The sequence below is a fragment of the Streptomyces sp. NPDC014894 genome, assembly GCF_043080985.1.
Lineage (GTDB): Bacteria > Actinomycetota > Actinomycetes > Streptomycetales > Streptomycetaceae > Streptomyces.
On sequence record NZ_JBIBWD010000009.1, the window covers coordinates 325,935 to 343,157 of the forward strand.

Sequence of the window (17,223 nt, forward strand, 5' to 3'; positions counted from 1 at the left end):
TGCCGCTCGCGCCGCGGAGGGTGCCGGTCAGGTGCGGCGGGACATGGGAATGCTCCATGGAAGGTGAACAGGGATGGCCAGCGGCGGTGTTCACCGGGCAGTTCCAAAACAGTAAGCCCAAATTCCCGGTTGGCGAAATAGTTGACCATCCCTGCCGCTGTCCGGCCGATGGGTTTCGGGTGCGATAGCGGTCAACCGGGGATCGTGCCCTAGAGTTTTGGCATCCCCCTCCAGCAATCCGCGTCAGGCGCGGGCCTTCGTCCTGCCCGCATCAGCAGACTCGCCCCTGAACGCGGGCAAGGGGGACTTCTCCCTCACCGATTCCCGACTCGAAACTGGGGTATCCCTTTGCCTTTTTCCCTCCACCAGGGCGACGCTCTGACCGTCCTCGCCGGTCTGCCGGACGACTGCGTCGACAGCGTGATCACCGACCCTCCGTACAACAGCGGCGGGCGCACCGCGAAAGAACGGACGTCTCGCACCGCGCGCCAGAAGTACACCTCCGCTGACGCCGGGCATACGCTGCCGGACTTCACCGGCGAGAACATGGATCAGCGCAGCTACGGGTTCTGGCTCACCCAGATCATGACCGAAGCCCACCGCCTCACCAAGGTCGGGGGCACGGCGCTGCTGTTCACGGACTGGCGTCAGCTGCCCGTCACGACGGACGCGATCCAGGCGGCCGGATGGCTGTGGCGCGGCGTGCTCGCGTGGCACAAGCCCCAGGCCAGGCCCCAGAAGGGGCGCTTCACCCAGAACTGCGAGTTCATCATCTGGGCCAGTAACGGGCCGATCGACGCTGCCCGGAACCCGGTCTACCTGCCGGGCCTGTACTCGGCGTCGCAGCCGTCGGGGAAGAACCGGCAGCACATTACGCAGAAGCCGGTCTCGGTGATGCGTGAGCTGGTGCAGATCGCTCCGCCGGGCGGTACGGTCCTCGACTTCTGCACCGGCTCCGGCTCGACGGGGGTGGCAGCGCTGCTGGAGGGCCGTGACTTCATCGGCGTCGAGAAGACCGAGCACTACGCCGAGGTCGCCTCCCAGCGTCTCACCGAAACCCTCCAGCAGGCCCGGACCCAGGACGACTTCGGCCTTACCGCATAGCCCGTGTGATTGCCGGTCCGGACCGGCCGGGTGGCGCTGCCCGGCCCGTCCGGACCGCACGCGGAGTATCTATAGCACCTGATCCCCGGTTGGTGAAACCGGGGAATCTTCGGATCGTTTGCCGTAATCCCGATTCAACGTTCTCGGCGTCAAGGAGACCCTCTCGTGCCCGAATCCACAGATCCCGACGGCGACGGGGAAATGGCTCCGGTACGGCTGCCTGATTCCGGACTCGAATCCATCGAGGCGAGTGTCCGCAAACTGCTGGACCAGACTGCGGAGCAGGCACGGCAGCTCGACAGCCTCTCGTCGGACCCCGGGCCCGCTCCCCACCCGGCAGCCCCGTTCCCGGGCTTCGGCCTCTCCGGCTTCGCGGGGATGCCCGGCATGCCCCCACCGCTTCCCGCCCCGCCCGAGCCGAAGCCGATCCTGGAGCTGGACGGCGAGGAGTACGAGAACGAACTCGACGCGCTGTCCGACTGGGTGGACGACTTCCTCCTGCCGATCTATGGCGCGGAGGTCACCACCAGCGCTCCGTGGTGTGCACGGTGGCAGGAGCACCAGGACGTCATCGGCTGGCTTCATGCCCTGTGGATGGCCTACCAGCAGCACAAAGACCCCGAAGCCGGGCTCGCCGGCCTCTTCGTGTGGCACCGGGATTTCCTCACCCACGCCATGGCGGCGGTCCGGGCCCCGGGCGGTCCGCTGTCCGCGTGCACGACCGACCCGGACCGGCCCTCCCACCGGCTGCTGGCCGGACCGGGCCCCTCCGCCCGCTCCCGGGCCGACGCCGCCACACCGACAACAGCCACAGAGCAGGGCGAGGCCGGTTCGTGACCGGCCAGCCACCGGCGTTCGGTCTCAGCTTCGATCCCCGCGCCCTGGCCGACCTTCTCGCCGCCCCGGGCGACATCCGCGACCTGGCGCTCGCCCAGCTCCAGGACGTCGTCACCGCCCAGCTGTTCGGCGGCAAACTCACCGGCGACCTCGACGGGCTCCGCAAGCTCTACGTCGATCACCGGGCCGAATGGCGCATCGTCTACGCCCAGCGTCCCGCGCCGCCGGCCTCGGCCCACCGCACCGAGATCCATGTGGTGGCGGTGCGGCCCCGCGCCCGGCAGGACGCGTACGACACCGCCCGCGCCCGCCTCGGCATCGCGCGCCGCCTCCTGAGCGCCCTGGCCCACGCCGCCCGCAGCCGACCTCCCCAACTGGCACGTTCTGCCGCCCCAGTTGCCAAGCCGGGCCCGTCTCCCCATGCGACACCCGGCCTTCCCCATCCCGCCCCGACCCCGAAGGGCCCCGTCCGTTGACGACGACCACATTCCCCACCCTCCTCGACAAGCTCGCCGCCACCCTGCGCGGCACCGAACTGCCGCCGGAGAACCCGCACCACCGCGCGATCCTCGACGCCCTCCTGGAAGTCCAGCGGCTGGACGAACAGCTCACCGGCCCGGCCCTTCCCGCCCTCGACCAGCCCGACGGCACGCAGGAGCGGCTGGAGCAGCTCACCGAAGCAGTCGCCGAACGCCTCGCCGCCGGGCACGAACTCGCCCTGCTGATCTCGTCCCGCTTCTGCTGCTGCACGGAAGCCGATGAGGACATCGCCGGGGACGACGAGGACTTCCTGTCCTGTCCGGGCGAGCACGCGCGTCCTTCCGGGATCATCCACGCGGTCCTGGACGTCTTCGCTGAATTCGGCAATCCGGACGCCCTCGCCTCCGGGGACCTGGTGGCCGAACTGCGCCGGCTGCCGGGCGTGGCCGAGGGACGCTGGCGGTACGCCGACCTCACCCAGGCACGGCTCGCCCAGCTCCTGGCCCCCTACGAGATATCCACCCGCGACGTCACCTTGCCGGACGGCCGCCGCCGCAAGTCCTACCGCCGCGCCGCGCTCGACGCGCTGGCGGGCTGCTGCTGATGCGAGCCGGCCCGAACGGGGCTGCCGGACCCGCGCCCCAACCGGTGCCCAAGGCGCTGACCGGCTTGGATCACCGCATCGAGGCGGCCGTGGGCCACAGCATCGACACCCTGTGGGATCAGCGCGACCGCGGTCTCCTCGACGAGCCCCGCTCCCGCCTGATCGATGCCCACCGCGCCCTCGCGGCGGCCGAGATGTCGGTGACCTTCTACCGCGTCCTGCTCCACCGCCTGGCCTCGGGCGAGTTCCCGGTCGATACCGCACTGTTCGAACGGATCGACCGCACGGTCGGCCAACTGGCGGACGCGGCAGCCGCCCGGGACCAGCAGCACACGACCGTACTGGCCGCGCTGGAGCCGGTCGAGACCGCCGCCCGCACCGCTGCTCCAACCGACGCGACGGACCTTCCCCCACGGGACGTCGCCGCGCTGCTCGCCATCGCCCAGGGCGCCAAACTCCACGAGCACATCCTCACGCAGAGGCTCTCCGTGGTCACCGCCTCCGGGACCCGCGTCGGATACGAGCAGCTCCAGCGACTGGAGCGAGGCGGACTCGTCGTCCGGGACACCGCCCACCTGGTGCACGCAGGACAGCCGGTCACCCTCACCGACACCGGCCGCAGCTCCCTCGCCGGAACGCGGCGCCCACCCGCCGCCACCGAGCCCGTTCCGAAGGCGGGAGCGTGGCCCACAGCGGCACGCTCCCGCCACTGAAACCCCCTCCGCAGTGAGCCCGCTGCCGATCCGAAAGCTCCATGCCCACATCCTCAACGGAACCCGAATTCCGCCTGGACGGCTACGAGGCCGTCAACGCCCGCGTCGATGACGCCTTCTGGCAGCACGTCGCCATCAACCAGAGCGACCTGACGAGGCTCGCCGAGCACCACAGCGACGGCGGACGCCACAGCCACTACGTTCTCCACGACAGAACGGCGACCTGGGGTATCCCGGGAGAGCCCCAGATCATGGCCCTCCACCTGCAACGTGACCCCGAGGCACGTACGTTCCGCTTTCAGCACGCCATGCTGCCGCTGTCGGCCATGGCCCAGTCCTGGCTCATCGCCCGAGGCTGCCCGACCGACAGCGTCCGCCTCCCCGACGGCACGGGCACGACGCCGGCCGATGACACCACCCGCGCTCTGGAGCAGCGCCTCATGGGCGACGGCGATCACTTCGCCCTCCTGACTAGCTACACCCTCGACGACCACCCCTCACCCCAGATCACGGCACTGCTGCGCGCCGTGGACGAGGAGGAACCGCTGCCGTTTCGGGTACTGCTGGAAGAGGCCGACCTCACCAGCTTCACGCACACGCTCCGCGAGGGCGGCTTCGCGACCTACCACGAGGCCACCAGCTGGTGGGAGAACCACTGGAGGGGCGAGGCCGTTCCCCTGCCGCCCGCTCCACCGTCCGCGCTCCGTACGTCTGCGCCCGGTCTGCCGCCCCGAGCGCCCTCCGCGCCCGGCCCCGGCCGTACCCGCTGACTGCCATGACAGGGCCCGCACCGAGACATCACCGGCACACGGCCCGTCAATTCATCCTGTTGCGCCTGGGGTCGGCGGAATATAGCAGCGGTATCCCGGTTCGTGAAATCGGGGATTCTCCGGACTCTTGAACTGTCCCGCCCGGCACTGCGCCCGGCGTGCCATTCCGTCCTTCCTCTTTTTCCCGTCTGGAGTCAATTTTCCATGCGTTCAACCCGGTTCGCTGTCAGCGCTGCTGTTCTCGGCGCGCTCGCCCTTCCTCTCGCCGCCGCGCCGACCGCGACCGCCGCGGTACCGACTGCCGCCGTCGAGCACGGCCACCGGCCGTGTGACCGGCCCGGACCGTGGGTGATCGGCACGAAGGCCGTCACCATGCGCTCCAAGGCGACCACCAAGTCCACGGCCGTCGGCATTCTCTACAAGGGGCAGAAGTTCACTGTCCATAAGACCAGCGGTAATTGGCACCACATCACCAACAAGACCACGAAGGTCAAGGGCTGGGTCTCGGGCACATACGTGTACCGCGATGTGCGGATGTGCCTCAGCTACTAGTCACGGCAGACCCGCAGGAGTCTTGCAGCTTCCGCTGAATTCCGTTCCCGAGCCGACGTTTTGCGGCTCCGGCCGGCCATTTCCCCATCCCGGCGCAACCAAGGCAGAAGAGGAGAGTGCGCGGTGTCCGATGACTCCGACGATGTGATGGGCGTCCTCGCGACGCGGATCGAGGAGCGGTTCCGGATGAGCCTTCCGGCCCTGCGCCGAGCGGTGGCCGTCGCGCCGCACGCCAGCCCGGACGCGACGGACGCGGTGCGCTGGTACGGCCTCCTCGCGACCGCCCAGGAATCCCTCGACCGGGCCGAGGACGCCCTCGTCGCCATCCTCATGGCCGAGGCGCCCGGGGAACTCGACGATCCCGCGATGGGGGCCGCCCAGCGCGTGAACACGGCGGTGGACGTCCGGGACGGGCGGGCCATGGTCCTGCGTTTTCTCCTCGACCCGGACGCACCGGGCAGGCGCGGCCCCGGCGTCTGGCGGGGGAGTGCTCCAGCAGCCCGTCGGGGCCAGGCCCCCACGACCAGCATCCCGGCCCGTCCCGGCCTTCCGGTGTCCAAGGTTCAGGGGGCGTTCCGGTGAGTATGGCCGACCGTCCCACCAGCCAGGACGCCATGCTGGAGCAGGCGTTCGGCGCTCCGATCCACCAGCTGTACGTGGCCGCTGCCGGGACAGGGGCGTCCGCGGCTCTGAGAAGGGCTCTGGAGCTGCGGTCCTTTCTGGCCCTGGCCGAGGAGCAGGTGGTCCGGGTCCGCGACCGCGTCCACCAGGCCACCGCGCCCGGCCGCGACCTGGGCGAACTGTCGGCGGACGCTCTGCGCTTCGACGCTCAGTGGATGGAGGCCGCCCTCAGTGCCCGCGACGGATACGTCACCGCTCTGACGGGCCTCCTCCGTTCCATGCCCCCGTCCGCGCCGGCAGCAGGCCGACCGGTGGAGTTCACGCAGGCCAGGATAACCACCGCCCTGCCCCCGGTCGCCCCGGCCCTGACACGGGCCGGGGCGACCGGGACACCGACCGCGAAGGCCCGCTGATTGACCGAACCCCCTTCCACGGCCCAGACACTGGCGGAGCGGATCGAGACCCTGTACGGACAGCCGCTCGCCGTACTCGAAGCCCACGTCGACAGGGTCCCGCACGACAGCATGCTGAGCGCCCTCCTCGGCAGCCTGGCTGACCTCCAGCTCGCCGAGCGGAGCATCGCCTTCCACCGCGACCGGCTGCTGCAACTCGCCCACTCCGAGCGGTCGATCGGCGCGTTCGACGCCGGTCACCTGCTCGACAACGCCCGTCGCATCGGGGAGGCGGTCGCTGTCCGCGACGCCCACGCCAAGACGTTGAGCGCCGTCCTGCAGAGCCTGCACCGCGTCCCCGCCCCAGCGCCCCAGCCCGCCCCGGCACCTCAGCCCGCCCCGTCGGCCGTACCCGCTCCCGCCGCCGCGGCCCGTACGCGCTGACCCGCCCCCGCTACGTTCCTGGAGTTCCCTCTCTTGATCCCCACCGGTCTGCCCCGCACCGTCCATGCCGACCTGTCGCGGGTCATCGAATCCCTCGGCATGATCACCCCGCGCTGGAACGTCCAGATTCTCACCACCGTCGCCGAACGGCCCCTGCGGTACACGGAGATCAAAGCCCGGATGCCGTGGCTGCAGGACGGCCAGCTCCACCCCAAGCTCCGCTGGCTGACCGCCGCCGGCCTGGTCGAACGCACCGAACACGGCACCCGTCACGTCAGCTACGGTCTCGCCGCCCGTGGCGCCGAGCTGATGCCGGTCCTCACGGTGATCGCCGCCTGGGGAGGGACCCACCTGGAGAAGCCCGCCCCCCACCAGCCGGATGCGGCCGGCGCGCCGACCGCCACGGCTGTCCAGGACATTGAGGACAGCCTGGTCCTGATCGCCTACCGGCACGCCACCCCGATCCTGTGGTCACTCCAGGCGCGCGGGCCGTCCAGCGCCAAGGCGGTCGCCGCCGACGCGATGCCCGGGCACGGACTCAGCGCCGTCTACCCGCGCCTGCGGCAGCTCGTCGAGGACCGCCTCGTCGACACCGACGGGGAAGAGGCCGACTACCGGCTCGCCCCGCCCGGCCGGGACCTGGCCCCGGTCTACCGCGCCCTCTCCGCGTGGGCCGCCGGACGCCCTCTCGCCGCCGCCGCTGCTCACTCCGTTTGGGGCCGGCCGTCGGCCCCGTCCCAGTCCGTCACCGGCATGTGGGCCTCCGCGTCCTCACGTCTCCCCGCCCCCGCCGCGAACACTCCGCCAGCGGTGCAGACCACGCCGTCGGCGCAGTGGCGGGCCGGTGAACTCTTCTCCCACCAGGGCCGGATACCAGCCCGCATGCCCGCGGTCGCTTCGGCAGGGGGCCACCGCCGATGACGTTCACCGACACGCTCACCGGCGCTCAGGCCGACCGGGCCGTCGAGGTGCTCGCCCATCCGGGGGTGATCCGGCTGGTCACCGAGATCGACGACCACGGCCCCGTACCCCGGCACATGATCAGCCGCACCTTCCCCGACCTGCCGCTCCAACGAGTCCGCGACGGATCCGCACTCGCCCGCCGGCACGGGCTCGTGCGGGCCGGACAGCAGGCGGGACAGCCCGTCTACCGCCTCACCGAACACGGCGCCGCCCTGGCCGATGTGTACGACAGCGTCGCCCGCTGGGCCCGCGCTCACCACTACCCCACCCGGCACAGCGACTTCACCAGCCGTGTCCGCGCCACCCTCACCCTTCTCACCCAGGACACCGTTCCCGCCGACGCCACGGGACCCGCGCAGACGCTCCACCGGTTCCTGCTCGTCGCCGGAGCCGCCCGCGACGCGGCATCCCAGCCCTCGGACCCCGCCTCCTGAACACCTCTTCCGGGAACGCCCATGACTGATCTCGACGGGGACGTCCACGTCAGCCCCCGCTACCTCGCCGGTTCGATATCGACCGGTGACCTGGGCCTGCAGCCCGCCCTCGACGCCGGCTGGCAGCTCACCTTCGACGACCTCGGCAACGCCTACATCCAGGCTCCCGATCAGCGTGTCCGGATCGGCTTCATGCCCGAGGGCGACGACGACGCCCTGTGGAAGATCGCCGCCTACCAGCACCAGTTCGCCCGGCCCCAGTGGGCCGCCGCCTTCAGCAGCGACGCTCCCACGGAACTCGTCACCGCGCTCACCACGGCCCTCGTCGACTCCTACCAGAAGGACGGCGACTCGTTCCTCTGGGGCGGACTCGGCCGCGCCGACGATCCGCACCCGGTGCTGGCACCGCTGGCGGACGCCGACTGGGCGGTATCCGACGACTGGTGGCGACGGGAGATGACCGCACCCGACGGCCTCGCCGGAGCCTGGTACCGGCGCGGCACCCTTGACCCCGATGCCGAGCTGACCAGTAATGACACCCGATGGGGCCTGTGGGGAGGACCGCCGCGCGTGGGCTGGTACGCCGTCTTCTCCACCCACACCCCCGCCACGTTGATCAGCGCCGTCGCGAACGCCGTCGTCGACCCCGAACCCGCCCTGCGCTGGTCCGGATACCTCTCCCTGATGACCCGCGCCCACGCCCGGATCACACCAGTCCGGCCTCCCGCACCCACGCCGAGGGACATCGCCCGCACCCACGCCCGGTCCGCCCCCGCCCTGCGCACCGTGAGCGTTCCGCGCTGGTCCACCACCAGCACCCCCTCCGCCCGCCTCCCCGGCCCAGCCCGCGCCGCCGCCCGACGCTGACCCATCACTCTCCCCCTTCGCCCTGCCCGGAGCCCCCTTGTCCCTGCACGCAGAGCAGTTCTTCACCCAGGCATTCCCCCACCGGCTGGACGGCGCGGTCGTGGGCAAGAGCTTCTACGCCGCCTCTCCTCCCGGCTCTCAGATCCGTCTCCGGATCGACTTCTACGAAACGATCTACCAGCACAAATACGGCGGCCTGCGCCTCACCGCCCTCCACCCCGACAAGGGCACGGTCGACGTCATCGCCCTGTCCTTCAAGGACCACGGCACCTTCCGCGACCGCGACGCCTCACGCACCTACCGACACGCGGACGGGCTCGTCCACGCATTTCCCGGCAGCCCCAAACCACCCTGGCTGGGCGGCGACTTCACTTCCCTCGCCCAAGCCGTCCACACCTACGCGGGTATGTGGGGATTCCCCGCTCCCGAACCACCGGCCCAGTCGTCCCAGCGGGCCGCCTCACTCCTCCCGGCTCCTTCCCGCGTCCGCGGAACTGTCCCCCGTGCCCGATAGCACCCTCCGCGACCTCCGGGCGAAGGGGATGCATCCGACGGTCACCCGGTCCCAGCCCGGAAAATCGCCCTGGACGCAGACGGCCTTCGCCGCCGGGGAGGTCACTGTCCGCTGGTTCAGCCACCACACGCCGTCCGGGAACACAGTGGAGATCCACCGCTTGCCCATCCGTCACGCGCCGCGCGTGCTGAACGCGGTCGGGGCGACGGTCGATGCCGGACTGGTCCAGCACGGACGCCCGGAGGACTACGAGGGCGAGGCGGCCCAGTGGCTCGACAGCCAGACCGCGCACGCGCTCGGTCTGGGCGCCAAGTTCCCTGTGCCCGGCCACGAGGACGACTCAACACCGCCGCTCTACACCCGAGAGCTGGCCGCCGGCTGGCTCGGCCCCGAGCACGCGATCGTCGAACTGTCCGGGCCGGGTCTCGACGACGTCTGCAGCCTCTGGATCCACGGCCTCACCGACACGGCCGCCCGTGCCGTCAATGCCGCGTGCGTCCAGTCCATCACCGTCGCCCCACCGGCCGCCCCGTCCGCTTCGCGCCCTCTCCATCAGGCGAAGGCCCGCCGGCGCTGACGAGCCGTATCGGCCGCACCATTCCCATGGCAGAAAGGCCGCCCGTTTGCCCCTCGATGATCTCGGTCCGGATACCGAGTTGCAGATCATGCCCCGCTACCTGGCCGGCCCCGGCAGCGCCGACTTCCAGACCGCCTGGCCCTTCCCCTTCGAGGAAGGCTGGTCCCTGCACCGGCCCGACGCCGGCCACCGGATCGCCTCCAGCCCCTGCCTGCGCGTGCAGACCGGATTCCTCCCCGACCCCGACAATCCCTCCAGCGGCACCTGGACCACCGCCCTGCAGAAGCCCTTCGGCCAGCCGCAGTGGAGGGCCACCTTCACCGGCGCGGCACCCCTGGAACTGCTGCGCGACTTCCACACCGAACTCCTTTCCCTCTACCTGGCGGACGAGGACAACGTCGAGGACTACCTCCTCGACGCCGACACCCCCGCCCTGGTGGGCTATATGCCGCTGCTGATGGAGGACTGGAGCCACACCGTCCGCAAAGACGGCAAGCAGGTGTTCCACAGCCCCGACAACGTCGCCGCGCTCTGGCACTGGTACACCGAACGGCCCCAGGGCAGCTGGGTGTTCCAAGCCGGAATCCCGGACCAGCCGCCCGTGTGGAAGGCGACCTTCACCGCCGGTACGCCGGTCCCTCTCATCAGCGCCTTCACCAGCTCCCTCGTCGAAGACGAGCCGCTGACCCGAACCGTCCACGACATCCCCATAGCCACGAGGGACTTTCTGTACTTCCCCGAAGGGCTGCCGACCCGGGCCGCCTCACCGCAGCCCCCGCCGAAACCTGCTGCACCTCCTCCGGCCCTGCCCACGAGCCGCTCCCGCTGACCACCCGGCCACGGCAGGAAGCAACCCCATCCCCCTTTTCTTGATCTGGAGCACGACCGCTTTGCACGCATCTCCCGCCCGCCGCACCCGCCACCCGCTCGCCGTGGCGGTGGCTGCCACTGTCGCCGGAACCCTCGCCGCCGGGGCTCCCGCCGCGCATGCCGCCGACCATCTCGGTCCGGGATACAGCATTCCCGACAGCGACGGGAACGCCGGGTCGAGCCACATCGGCGCGTACGGCCCGCCGGGGCCCCAGGTCTGGGGCGATTCCCAGACCTACTGCGCGGACCCGCTGAAGAAGGGCCCCGCCGACGCGGACGGGTACAGCGCCCCGAAGCCCGTCTCGTCCTGGACGTCGTCGGTCACCGGCAAGCCCGTCCCGAAGAAGAACCTCGCCTATGCCTCGTACGTCATCGGCAAGTATGGCCAGACCCAGTCGGATGCCCAGGCGGCGGCCGTGGACGCCGCCGTCTACGAATGGCTCGCCGGCGGCGCTTACGCGATCAACGGCAAGCGCGGCAAGGAACGCCTCGCCCACCCGGTCGTCTCCCCGACCTCCCGGACGCTCGCCCTGCGCTACATCGACGAGGCCAGGAAGCTCGCCGGCCCCTACACCCTCACGATCACCCCGCCCGTGGAGACCACCCACACCGGGAAGAACGTCGCCGTGGACGTGAAGGTCACCTCCCGCCTGACTGGTGCCGCGGTCCCCGGCGTCTCCGTGGATCTGAAGGGGACCGGCTCTCACACGGCCACCGGCAAGGTCACCACCGATACGTCGGGCACCGCGGAATGGGACTTCACCCCGGACAGGGCCGGAACCGCGAAGGTGACCGCGACCGCGGCCGGGCTGCCCGGCTCCGAGCTGAAGGTCCTCACCCCCAAGAACCCCGCCGCCCAGCGGATGCTCCTCGCCGGCGACACCACCACCGCGAAGGACACCGCCGCCGTCCAGGTCGAGGCGGCCCCCGGCGGCGTGACGATCCACAAGGAGAACCCGGAAGGCGACATCCTCGTCGGCGCCGTCTTCCAGCTCCTCGACAAGAAGACCGGCACGGTCGTCGCCGAAGGCAGGACCGACGAGAAGGGGGTGCTCGCTTTCGACAACATTGCCCCGGGCACCTACACGCTGCGGGAGACCTCCACCGGCGACACGGTCCACGAACTGGTCCCCGACCAGGACATCGTCATCACCTCCGGCCGCACCGCCCAGGCCAACCCGATCACGATCGTCGACCCGTTCAAGAAGGCCGGTCTCCTCCTCCGCAAGACCGACGAGAAGACGGGCGCGACCCTGCCCGGCGCGGTCATCAACATCGCCGAGGACGTGGTCAGGGACGGCGAGCACGCACCGGGGGAGAAGCTGCTTGCGCTCACCACCGGCAAGGACGGCACGGCGAAGGCCACGCTCGCCGTCAAGCTGAAGGCGGGCACCCGCTACTGGGCCACCGAGATCACGGCCCCGGACGGCTACCAGCTCAACCCCAAGCCCGTCGCGTTCACCGCTGAGCCCGGCCAGACCGTGACCGTCACCCTCCGCAACAGCGCCGTCCCGACGACTCCTCCCACAACGCCGCCGACCAGCCCGCCCACCACGCCTCCCGTCACCCCGCCTGCCAAGCCGCCGATGAACCCGCCGGCCACCCCGGACGTCACCCCGCCGTCCGGCAGCCTCGCCCACACCGGCGCCGACACCACCTGGTGGCTGCTCGGCGGAGCGGGTGCCCTGCTCGCCGCCGGAAGCGCCGCCTTCTGGGCAGCCCGGCGACGGCGGACCCAGAACGACGAGGGCGAACAGACCACCGTCTGACAGGCATCCTCCGTCGGCGCCGCGACAGCCCCCCAGGAGACGCGGGCGGGCCGCTCCCAGCAGCAGGCCGCCCGCGTCTCCCCAGCACTCCACTTCGCCCAGGAGCCCTCCCTGCCCACGCTTCCCCGTACCTCCCGCAGCCCGGCCCTGGCCGTCACCGTTGTCACCGCCGTAATCGGCACCCTGGCCGGGGTGCCGGTCGCCGCCGCCGAAACCGCCGGCCCCTCACCCGCCCCCTCCTCCGGGACAGCGCAACGGGACACACCCGACCCACCGCCCGAGACCGGGGGCATCCGGATCCTCAAGAAGGACCCCGGCGGATCCCTCCTCCACGGCGCGGCCTTCACCCTCCTGGACAGCACCGGGAACCAAGCGGGCACCGGCACGACCGACGCTGCTGGGCAGCTCGTCTTCCAGGACCTGTCCCCCGGCGTCTACCGGCTCAAAGAGACCTCCAGCGGCAGCCCACTGCACGGCATCGTCGCCGACCAGGACGTCATCGTTCCCGCCGGCACCACGGTCCCCCTGACCATCGTCGATCCGTTCAAGCCCGCGAACCTGACGGTCAAGAAGACCGACCGGACCTCGGGGAAGCCGCTGCCAGGTGCCGTCATCAACATCGCCCCCCGGAGCAGCGGTCGGGCATTCACCCTGACCACAGGCAAGGACGGGACCGCCAAGGCCGCCTTGCCCGTCAACACCCGCACCGGCACCGCCTACACGGTCACCGAGACCAGAGCCCCCGCCGGGTACAGCCCCAACCCCCGACCGGTGAGGCTCTCCGCCAAGCCCGGCACCGCGGTCACCCTCAGCCACACCAGCGTGAAGAAGACCGCCCCGGCCACCCCGTCCGCCAAACCCCCGCAGACCACACCGCCCACAGCCAAGCCGCCGACCACCACGCCCTCACCGGCCACCACCGGAGGTACGACCACCCCGAAACTCCTGCAGAAGACCGGCACCGCCTCGGCCTCTGTCTCTGCGAACCCCGCGGCGACGGACGCGACGCCCCACTCAGGCCAGCCCGCGGAGAGAGTCCAACTCGCCCGCACGGGCGCTGCCGCCCCCTTGCTCCTCGGCGGAAGCGGTCTCCTTCTCGCAGCCGGGGCCGGCGCGGTCATCGCCGCCCGCCGACGCCGCACCTACCAGAATCACGCCACCACCGAGACCGACCAGAACTGACCCACCGGCCGACGCCGACTCACACCGACTGAGGGCCCGGAGAATCCAATCCACTGGATTCTCCGGGCCCTCACGCATACCCGGAACCGCAGCCCGCCGCGGGGCCGGTTAGCCTCGGCGGGAGACCGTGATTCCGGAGGACAGGGGCCACGGCCACACCCGCTGCTCTCCCGTCACACGCTCCTCGCGGGTGAGGACACCCAGCTCCTGGCGCTGCTCGTAGGGGAGGCAGTCGAGGGCGAGACGCCGGGCGGCATAGTCGGTGACGGAGGTCGCCTGCGGGATCTGGGGGTCGTCGGTCATCCCGGCGGGCTCGAACCGGGTGGACAGGCAGTCTGCCAGGAGATCCGCCAGCGGGACCCCGGCGGCCAGACCCCGGGAGAGGGATGCGGACAGCAGATCCAGCAGCCCGTGCAACGTCGAGCCCTGCTTCGCCATCCGGATCTCCACCCTCACCGGAGCCCCGCCAAGGCCGTGCGACACGGTCAGATGCCCGCTCGCCGGCCCCACCGTGAACGCCCGCGTCCGCGACCGCAACCGCCGCTCCGGCCGCGCACCCGCCTCAATCGTCATACCCCTGTGCCTCTTCCCGTCCGTCCGCCCGGACCGCGCTCACGCTCCGGGCCCACACCATGCCCGAGGACGGTGCCGCACCCTGCTCCAGTTCCGTCCCGTCTCCCGACGGAACACTAGTCGAACATATGTTCCCGTGCCGGGCGAGGAGTGATGTGGGGCATTCTGTCCATATTTTCAACAGTTCGCCGGGGGCAGACAGGAAAGATCGCGAAAGGACTGGTGCAAGCGGGCAGGGGCATGTCAACGTGGACGACTCGCAGGGAAATAGCAGGTCAGAAAGGTGATTGCGTTGACCGTCGATCTTTCCCAGCCCGGGTTCTCCACCACCGTCGAGGCGCTGCGGCTGCGCTCCTGGCAGCTCGGCCCCGGACAGCCGATGTCGGTGCTCGACCAGTTCAGCGACGCTGATTTCAAGCTGGTCGTGGACGACCAGGCCGATGTTCACGTCAACAGCAAGGATGGACGCTTCTATCTCGGCTGGTTCCCCACGGGCCGCCCCGGCACCGACCGGGAGGGCTGGAAACTCGCCGTCACCGGCACCGCCCAGGTTCCCGGCTACCACGTCACCTTCGACACGGAGACGCCGGCGCAGGTCGTCGCGGCGGCGGTCGCCGCTGTCCTCGCCACCTCCCATCCGCTCTGAGGCCCGCCACCTGATGAGAACCGGGTGCCGACGTCGGCACCCCGGCTGTTCACTCTTCGCACGTACGCTGCCTCCGCTCCGGAGCACCCGGCTCCCGAACATCAAGGAGAATCCCGTGGACCCGCAGAACCCCGACACCCCGGAGCTGACCGTCGGCGAGCTGATCGACCAGCTGTCCGCCCTGGACCGGTCGGCCACCGTACGGCTGGCGGTCAACCCCTTCTTCCCCATGGCCCACCGTCTCAACGGTGTGATCGGTGCCCGGGACGAGAACGGGATGCCGCTGGTCTTCCTCGCCGACGGTGACCAGCTGGGGCATGTGCCCCCGGACGTCGCGGTCCGTCTCACCTGGCAGGAACCGACCGTCGCACCCCCGCGCGGCCGTCGCAGAGCGGCCCGCCCCACCGGCCGGTGAACCGTCCCCCAAGCCTCCGGAGGCGCTGCTGAACCCGCACCACCCCCTCGACCCGTCCACCCCCGACCCGCCGTCGCACCTGTGGGTGTCCCCGCGACACCTCGCCGGCGATGACGACGCCCCCGCCGACCTGACCGGCGCAGCCCTCACCAGCGCGGGCTGGCGCATGTGGCCGACCGCCCGCCAGACTCTCCTCTACGTGAGCCCCGACGACCTGTGCGGCGCCGAATGGGTCCGCGCCAGCTTCCCGTTCGAGCTGGGCGGCCTTCCCGTGGCCTGGCAGATCACCGCCCGCTCGCACCCCGCCAGCGCGATGCGCGAGTGGAACGCCTACTTCACGACAGGCACCCCGCCCGAGGCGATCGTCGACTTCCTCCTCGCACTCGACGCCCGCGCCGAACCCCACGCCCCGTCCGGCGGGCCCGAGACGGTCCTCGACGCGCTGACCGGCCAGGGCTGGCACCGCGACATCGACCGCCCCCGCACCACCGCCACCGTCTCCCTCGAATCCGTGCCGCAGCACGTCTTCGACGCCGACCCGCGCCCCGACCTACCCGGCTGGCAGGCATGGGCCGAACCCACCCTCGGCACGCCCCTGTGGTGCGCGACCTTCAGCTCCTCCACCCCGCACGACCTCGTCGCCGCGTTCGCCGCCTCGCTGGCCTCACCCGTTCCCGTACGGCGAAAGCTGCTGCCCGAGGGCACCGAGGGCCATCTCACCCTGCTGCCCCCGATCTGACCGACCCGCACGAAAGAGGTCCCCTGTGCGCTCCCTGGCCACGGCACCGTACGCCGGCAGCGAGGAGAACTGCTGGCGCTGCGGCGCTCCCGGCTTCCTCGCCCGCAACCGCGACCTCCCCTCAGCGCCTGCCTGGTGCACCGACTGCCACGAGGGTGCACGCACCTCCAAGGCACAGGCCGGTCACCCCTGCGAGGACGGCTGCCGCCTGGCCGTCGACCACGACGGCCTCTGCGCCCGACGCGTCTGACATTCCCCCACACGCTCTGCTCCACGGAGGCTCCTTGCCCCTGCCGCTGATCCGTCTCGCCACCGGTCCCGTGAACGGCACCGCCCACTTCGGCGCACTGCTCGGGACGGAGACGATGACGGCCTGCGCCACCCACTCGCCCGATCTCCAGCCCGTCCCCGAGCTGACCGCCCACACCCCGTGCCAGTCCTGCTCCCGCGCCCTCCTGGCCCTCACCACCGCGCCGCATCCCGGCGAGCCGGAGGCCCGTCCCGCCAGGAACGCGGGCCGGGGCTCGGCCGGGCACCTCCCCATCCCGGGGCACCTCCTCGGCTACTGCGGCAAACCCCTCGACAACCGGCCGGCTCCGACACGCCGCCGGTGCACCCTGTGCACCCGACTCAGCAACGCCCTCGACGCCCTGCGCCGCCGGGCCGGTGAACTGCTCCTGCCCGCGGTCGAGCCGTGCCACGGCGATGACACCCTGCTCTGGGCACCCGTTGCCAGGGGCAACCTCGTCACCGGACACCGCCGCAACTCCGTTACCGGCAAGGCGTTCTGCGATCGCCCGCTCGCCGGCCCCAACCCGGGAGCACCGAACGAATGCGCACCGTGCCGGATCCACTGGGAGGACGCCGAGCTGGTGCGGCAGATGTTCACCCTGCCCCACATGCGTGACAAGGTCCGCACTTGGCACCAGCAGGACCTGGACGTCTTCGACGACCGCGCCCGCACCCTCACATCCGGTGACGCGTACACGCTCTCCGGCTGCCAGGAGACCCACTACGTCGTCGCGGTCGCCGACCGCGGCGGCGAGAATCACACCGGCCTCCTCGTCTACCTCCCCGCCGAGGAACGGGTGAGCGAACTACGCCTGCGGCGCGACCGGCTCGTCGCCGTCCAGCGCCCCCCACGCTGAACAGCAGAA

General features: G+C 71.1%; 24 protein-coding genes. 23 read left to right on the top strand and 1 reads right to left on the bottom strand.

The annotated features are described in order from the left end of the window. Nucleotides 1-348 precede the first annotated feature (348 nt). The 18 genes from ACF089_RS23125 to ACF089_RS23210 all read left to right on the top strand — a co-directional run bounded on the left by ACF089_RS23125 (nucleotide 349) and on the right by ACF089_RS23210 (nucleotide 13,693). The gene (locus tag ACF089_RS23125; protein ID WP_392029452.1) at nucleotides 349-1,104 is read left to right on the top strand and encodes a DNA-methyltransferase; all 756 of its coding nucleotides are present in this window, start codon (nucleotides 349-351) and stop codon (nucleotides 1,102-1,104) included. A gap of 201 nt (nucleotides 1,105-1,305) precedes the next feature. Then, nucleotides 1,306-1,941: a DUF4913 domain-containing protein gene (locus ACF089_RS23130; RefSeq protein WP_392029760.1), complete on the top strand. Its 636-nt coding sequence runs from the start codon at nucleotides 1,306-1,308 to the stop codon at nucleotides 1,939-1,941. Further along, nucleotides 1,938-2,417 (top strand): hypothetical protein, encoded by a 480-nt coding sequence (locus ACF089_RS23135; RefSeq protein ID WP_392029454.1) that lies wholly within the window; start codon nucleotides 1,938-1,940, stop codon nucleotides 2,415-2,417. Before ACF089_RS23130 ends, ACF089_RS23135 begins: the two co-directional genes overlap by 4 nt. Further along, nucleotides 2,414-3,025: a DUF3631 domain-containing protein gene (locus ACF089_RS23140; protein WP_392029456.1), complete on the top strand. Its 612-nt coding sequence runs from the start codon at nucleotides 2,414-2,416 to the stop codon at nucleotides 3,023-3,025. Before ACF089_RS23135 ends, ACF089_RS23140 begins: the two co-directional genes overlap by 4 nt. A 65-nt stretch (nucleotides 3,026-3,090) precedes the next feature. Then, nucleotides 3,091-3,738 carry a hypothetical protein gene (locus ACF089_RS23145; RefSeq protein WP_392029457.1) on the top strand — a complete coding sequence of 216 codons (648 nt, stop codon included), beginning with the start codon at nucleotides 3,091-3,093 and terminating at the stop codon, nucleotides 3,736-3,738. A gap of 41 nt (nucleotides 3,739-3,779) precedes the next feature. Next, nucleotides 3,780-4,508 carry a hypothetical protein gene (locus ACF089_RS23150; RefSeq protein WP_392029459.1) on the top strand — a complete coding sequence of 243 codons (729 nt, stop codon included), beginning with the start codon at nucleotides 3,780-3,782 and terminating at the stop codon, nucleotides 4,506-4,508. Nucleotides 4,509-4,712: 204 nt separating this feature from the next. Further along, nucleotides 4,713-5,060, top strand: a complete 348-nt coding sequence (locus ACF089_RS23155) for an SH3 domain-containing protein (protein ID WP_392029461.1) — start codon at nucleotides 4,713-4,715, stop codon at nucleotides 5,058-5,060. Between the two features lie 123 nt (nucleotides 5,061-5,183). Beyond that, nucleotides 5,184-5,642 (top strand): hypothetical protein, encoded by a 459-nt coding sequence (locus ACF089_RS23160; RefSeq protein WP_392029463.1) that lies wholly within the window; start codon nucleotides 5,184-5,186, stop codon nucleotides 5,640-5,642. A 2-nt stretch (nucleotides 5,643-5,644) separates the two neighbouring features. After that, nucleotides 5,645-6,094 carry a hypothetical protein gene (locus ACF089_RS23165; protein WP_266510246.1) on the top strand — a complete coding sequence of 150 codons (450 nt, stop codon included), beginning with the start codon at nucleotides 5,645-5,647 and terminating at the stop codon, nucleotides 6,092-6,094. After that, entirely contained in the window at nucleotides 6,095-6,517 is a 423-nt protein-coding gene (locus ACF089_RS23170) for a hypothetical protein (protein WP_392029466.1), read from the top strand. 33 nt (nucleotides 6,518-6,550) lie between these two features. Then, nucleotides 6,551-7,438, top strand: a complete 888-nt coding sequence (locus tag ACF089_RS23175; RefSeq protein ID WP_392029469.1) for a winged helix-turn-helix transcriptional regulator — start codon at nucleotides 6,551-6,553, stop codon at nucleotides 7,436-7,438. Then, nucleotides 7,435-7,914: a hypothetical protein gene (locus ACF089_RS23180; protein ID WP_392029471.1), complete on the top strand. Its 480-nt coding sequence runs from the start codon at nucleotides 7,435-7,437 to the stop codon at nucleotides 7,912-7,914. The genes ACF089_RS23175 and ACF089_RS23180 overlap by 4 nt, the downstream gene beginning before the upstream one ends. A gap of 21 nt (nucleotides 7,915-7,935) precedes the next feature. After that, entirely contained in the window at nucleotides 7,936-8,781 is an 846-nt protein-coding gene (locus tag ACF089_RS23185; protein ID WP_392029474.1) for a DUF317 domain-containing protein, read from the top strand. Between the two features lie 37 nt (nucleotides 8,782-8,818). After that, nucleotides 8,819-9,295, top strand: a complete 477-nt coding sequence (locus tag ACF089_RS23190; RefSeq protein ID WP_392029477.1) for a hypothetical protein — start codon at nucleotides 8,819-8,821, stop codon at nucleotides 9,293-9,295. After that, nucleotides 9,285-9,872, top strand: coding sequence for a hypothetical protein (locus tag ACF089_RS23195; protein WP_392029480.1), 588 nt, complete (start codon nucleotides 9,285-9,287; stop codon nucleotides 9,870-9,872). The genes ACF089_RS23190 and ACF089_RS23195 overlap by 11 nt, the downstream gene beginning before the upstream one ends. Nucleotides 9,873-9,960: 88 nt before the next feature. After that, on the top strand, nucleotides 9,961-10,701 hold the full coding sequence (locus tag ACF089_RS23200) for a DUF317 domain-containing protein (RefSeq protein ID WP_392029483.1): 741 nt from the start codon (nucleotides 9,961-9,963) through the stop codon (nucleotides 10,699-10,701). Nucleotides 10,702-10,762: 61 nt separating this feature from the next. Next, nucleotides 10,763-12,511, top strand: a complete 1,749-nt coding sequence (locus ACF089_RS23205) for a collagen binding domain-containing protein (RefSeq protein ID WP_392029486.1) — start codon at nucleotides 10,763-10,765, stop codon at nucleotides 12,509-12,511. 192 nt (nucleotides 12,512-12,703) lie between these two features. Then, a complete protein-coding gene (locus ACF089_RS23210; RefSeq protein WP_392029488.1) occupies nucleotides 12,704-13,693 on the top strand; it encodes a collagen binding domain-containing protein in 990 nt (329 codons plus the stop codon). A gap of 108 nt (nucleotides 13,694-13,801) precedes the next feature. Here the strand turns inward: ACF089_RS23210 and ACF089_RS23215 are convergent, their stop codons facing one another. After that, nucleotides 13,802-14,131: a hypothetical protein gene (locus tag ACF089_RS23215; protein ID WP_392029491.1), complete on the bottom strand. Its 330-nt coding sequence runs from the start codon at nucleotides 14,129-14,131 to the stop codon at nucleotides 13,802-13,804. A gap of 427 nt (nucleotides 14,132-14,558) precedes the next feature. On the opposite strand from ACF089_RS23215, the gene ACF089_RS23220 reads away from it, so the two are divergent. The 5 genes from ACF089_RS23220 to ACF089_RS23240 all read left to right on the top strand — a co-directional run bounded on the left by ACF089_RS23220 (nucleotide 14,559) and on the right by ACF089_RS23240 (nucleotide 17,214). Next, nucleotides 14,559-14,912, top strand: coding sequence for a DUF317 domain-containing protein (locus ACF089_RS23220; RefSeq protein ID WP_392029494.1), 354 nt, complete (start codon nucleotides 14,559-14,561; stop codon nucleotides 14,910-14,912). 115 nt (nucleotides 14,913-15,027) lie between these two features. Next, nucleotides 15,028-15,327 carry a hypothetical protein gene (locus ACF089_RS23225; RefSeq protein ID WP_392029497.1) on the top strand — a complete coding sequence of 100 codons (300 nt, stop codon included), beginning with the start codon at nucleotides 15,028-15,030 and terminating at the stop codon, nucleotides 15,325-15,327. A gap of 79 nt (nucleotides 15,328-15,406) precedes the next feature. After that, the gene (locus ACF089_RS23230) at nucleotides 15,407-16,066 is read left to right on the top strand and encodes a DUF317 domain-containing protein (RefSeq protein WP_392029763.1); all 660 of its coding nucleotides are present in this window, start codon (nucleotides 15,407-15,409) and stop codon (nucleotides 16,064-16,066) included. Between the two features lie 25 nt (nucleotides 16,067-16,091). Next, nucleotides 16,092-16,316, top strand: a complete 225-nt coding sequence (locus ACF089_RS23235; protein ID WP_392029500.1) for a hypothetical protein — start codon at nucleotides 16,092-16,094, stop codon at nucleotides 16,314-16,316. 34 nt (nucleotides 16,317-16,350) lie between these two features. Then, the gene (locus tag ACF089_RS23240; RefSeq protein ID WP_392029502.1) at nucleotides 16,351-17,214 is read left to right on the top strand and encodes a hypothetical protein; all 864 of its coding nucleotides are present in this window, start codon (nucleotides 16,351-16,353) and stop codon (nucleotides 17,212-17,214) included. Nucleotides 17,215-17,223: the final 9 nt, after the last annotated feature.

Excerpts from the sequence above, each read along its gene's own strand:
- ACF089_RS23215 (WP_392029491.1), bottom strand. The coding sequence starts at position 14,131 with ATGGCGAAGCAGGGCTCGACGTTGCACGGGCTGCTGGATCTGCTGTCC.
- ACF089_RS23200 (WP_392029483.1), top strand. The coding sequence starts at position 9,961 with ATGCCCCGCTACCTGGCCGGCCCCGGCAGCGCCGACTTCCAGACCGCC.
- ACF089_RS23155 (WP_392029461.1), top strand. The coding sequence starts at position 4,713 with ATGCGTTCAACCCGGTTCGCTGTCAGCGCTGCTGTTCTCGGCGCGCTC.
- ACF089_RS23150 (WP_392029459.1), top strand. The coding sequence starts at position 3,780 with ATGCCCACATCCTCAACGGAACCCGAATTCCGCCTGGACGGCTACGAG.
- ACF089_RS23165 (WP_266510246.1), top strand. The coding sequence starts at position 5,645 with ATGGCCGACCGTCCCACCAGCCAGGACGCCATGCTGGAGCAGGCGTTC.
- ACF089_RS23130 (WP_392029760.1), top strand. The coding sequence starts at position 1,306 with ATGGCTCCGGTACGGCTGCCTGATTCCGGACTCGAATCCATCGAGGCG.
- ACF089_RS23185 (WP_392029474.1), top strand. The coding sequence starts at position 7,936 with ATGACTGATCTCGACGGGGACGTCCACGTCAGCCCCCGCTACCTCGCC.
- ACF089_RS23180 (WP_392029471.1), top strand. The coding sequence starts at position 7,435 with ATGACGTTCACCGACACGCTCACCGGCGCTCAGGCCGACCGGGCCGTC.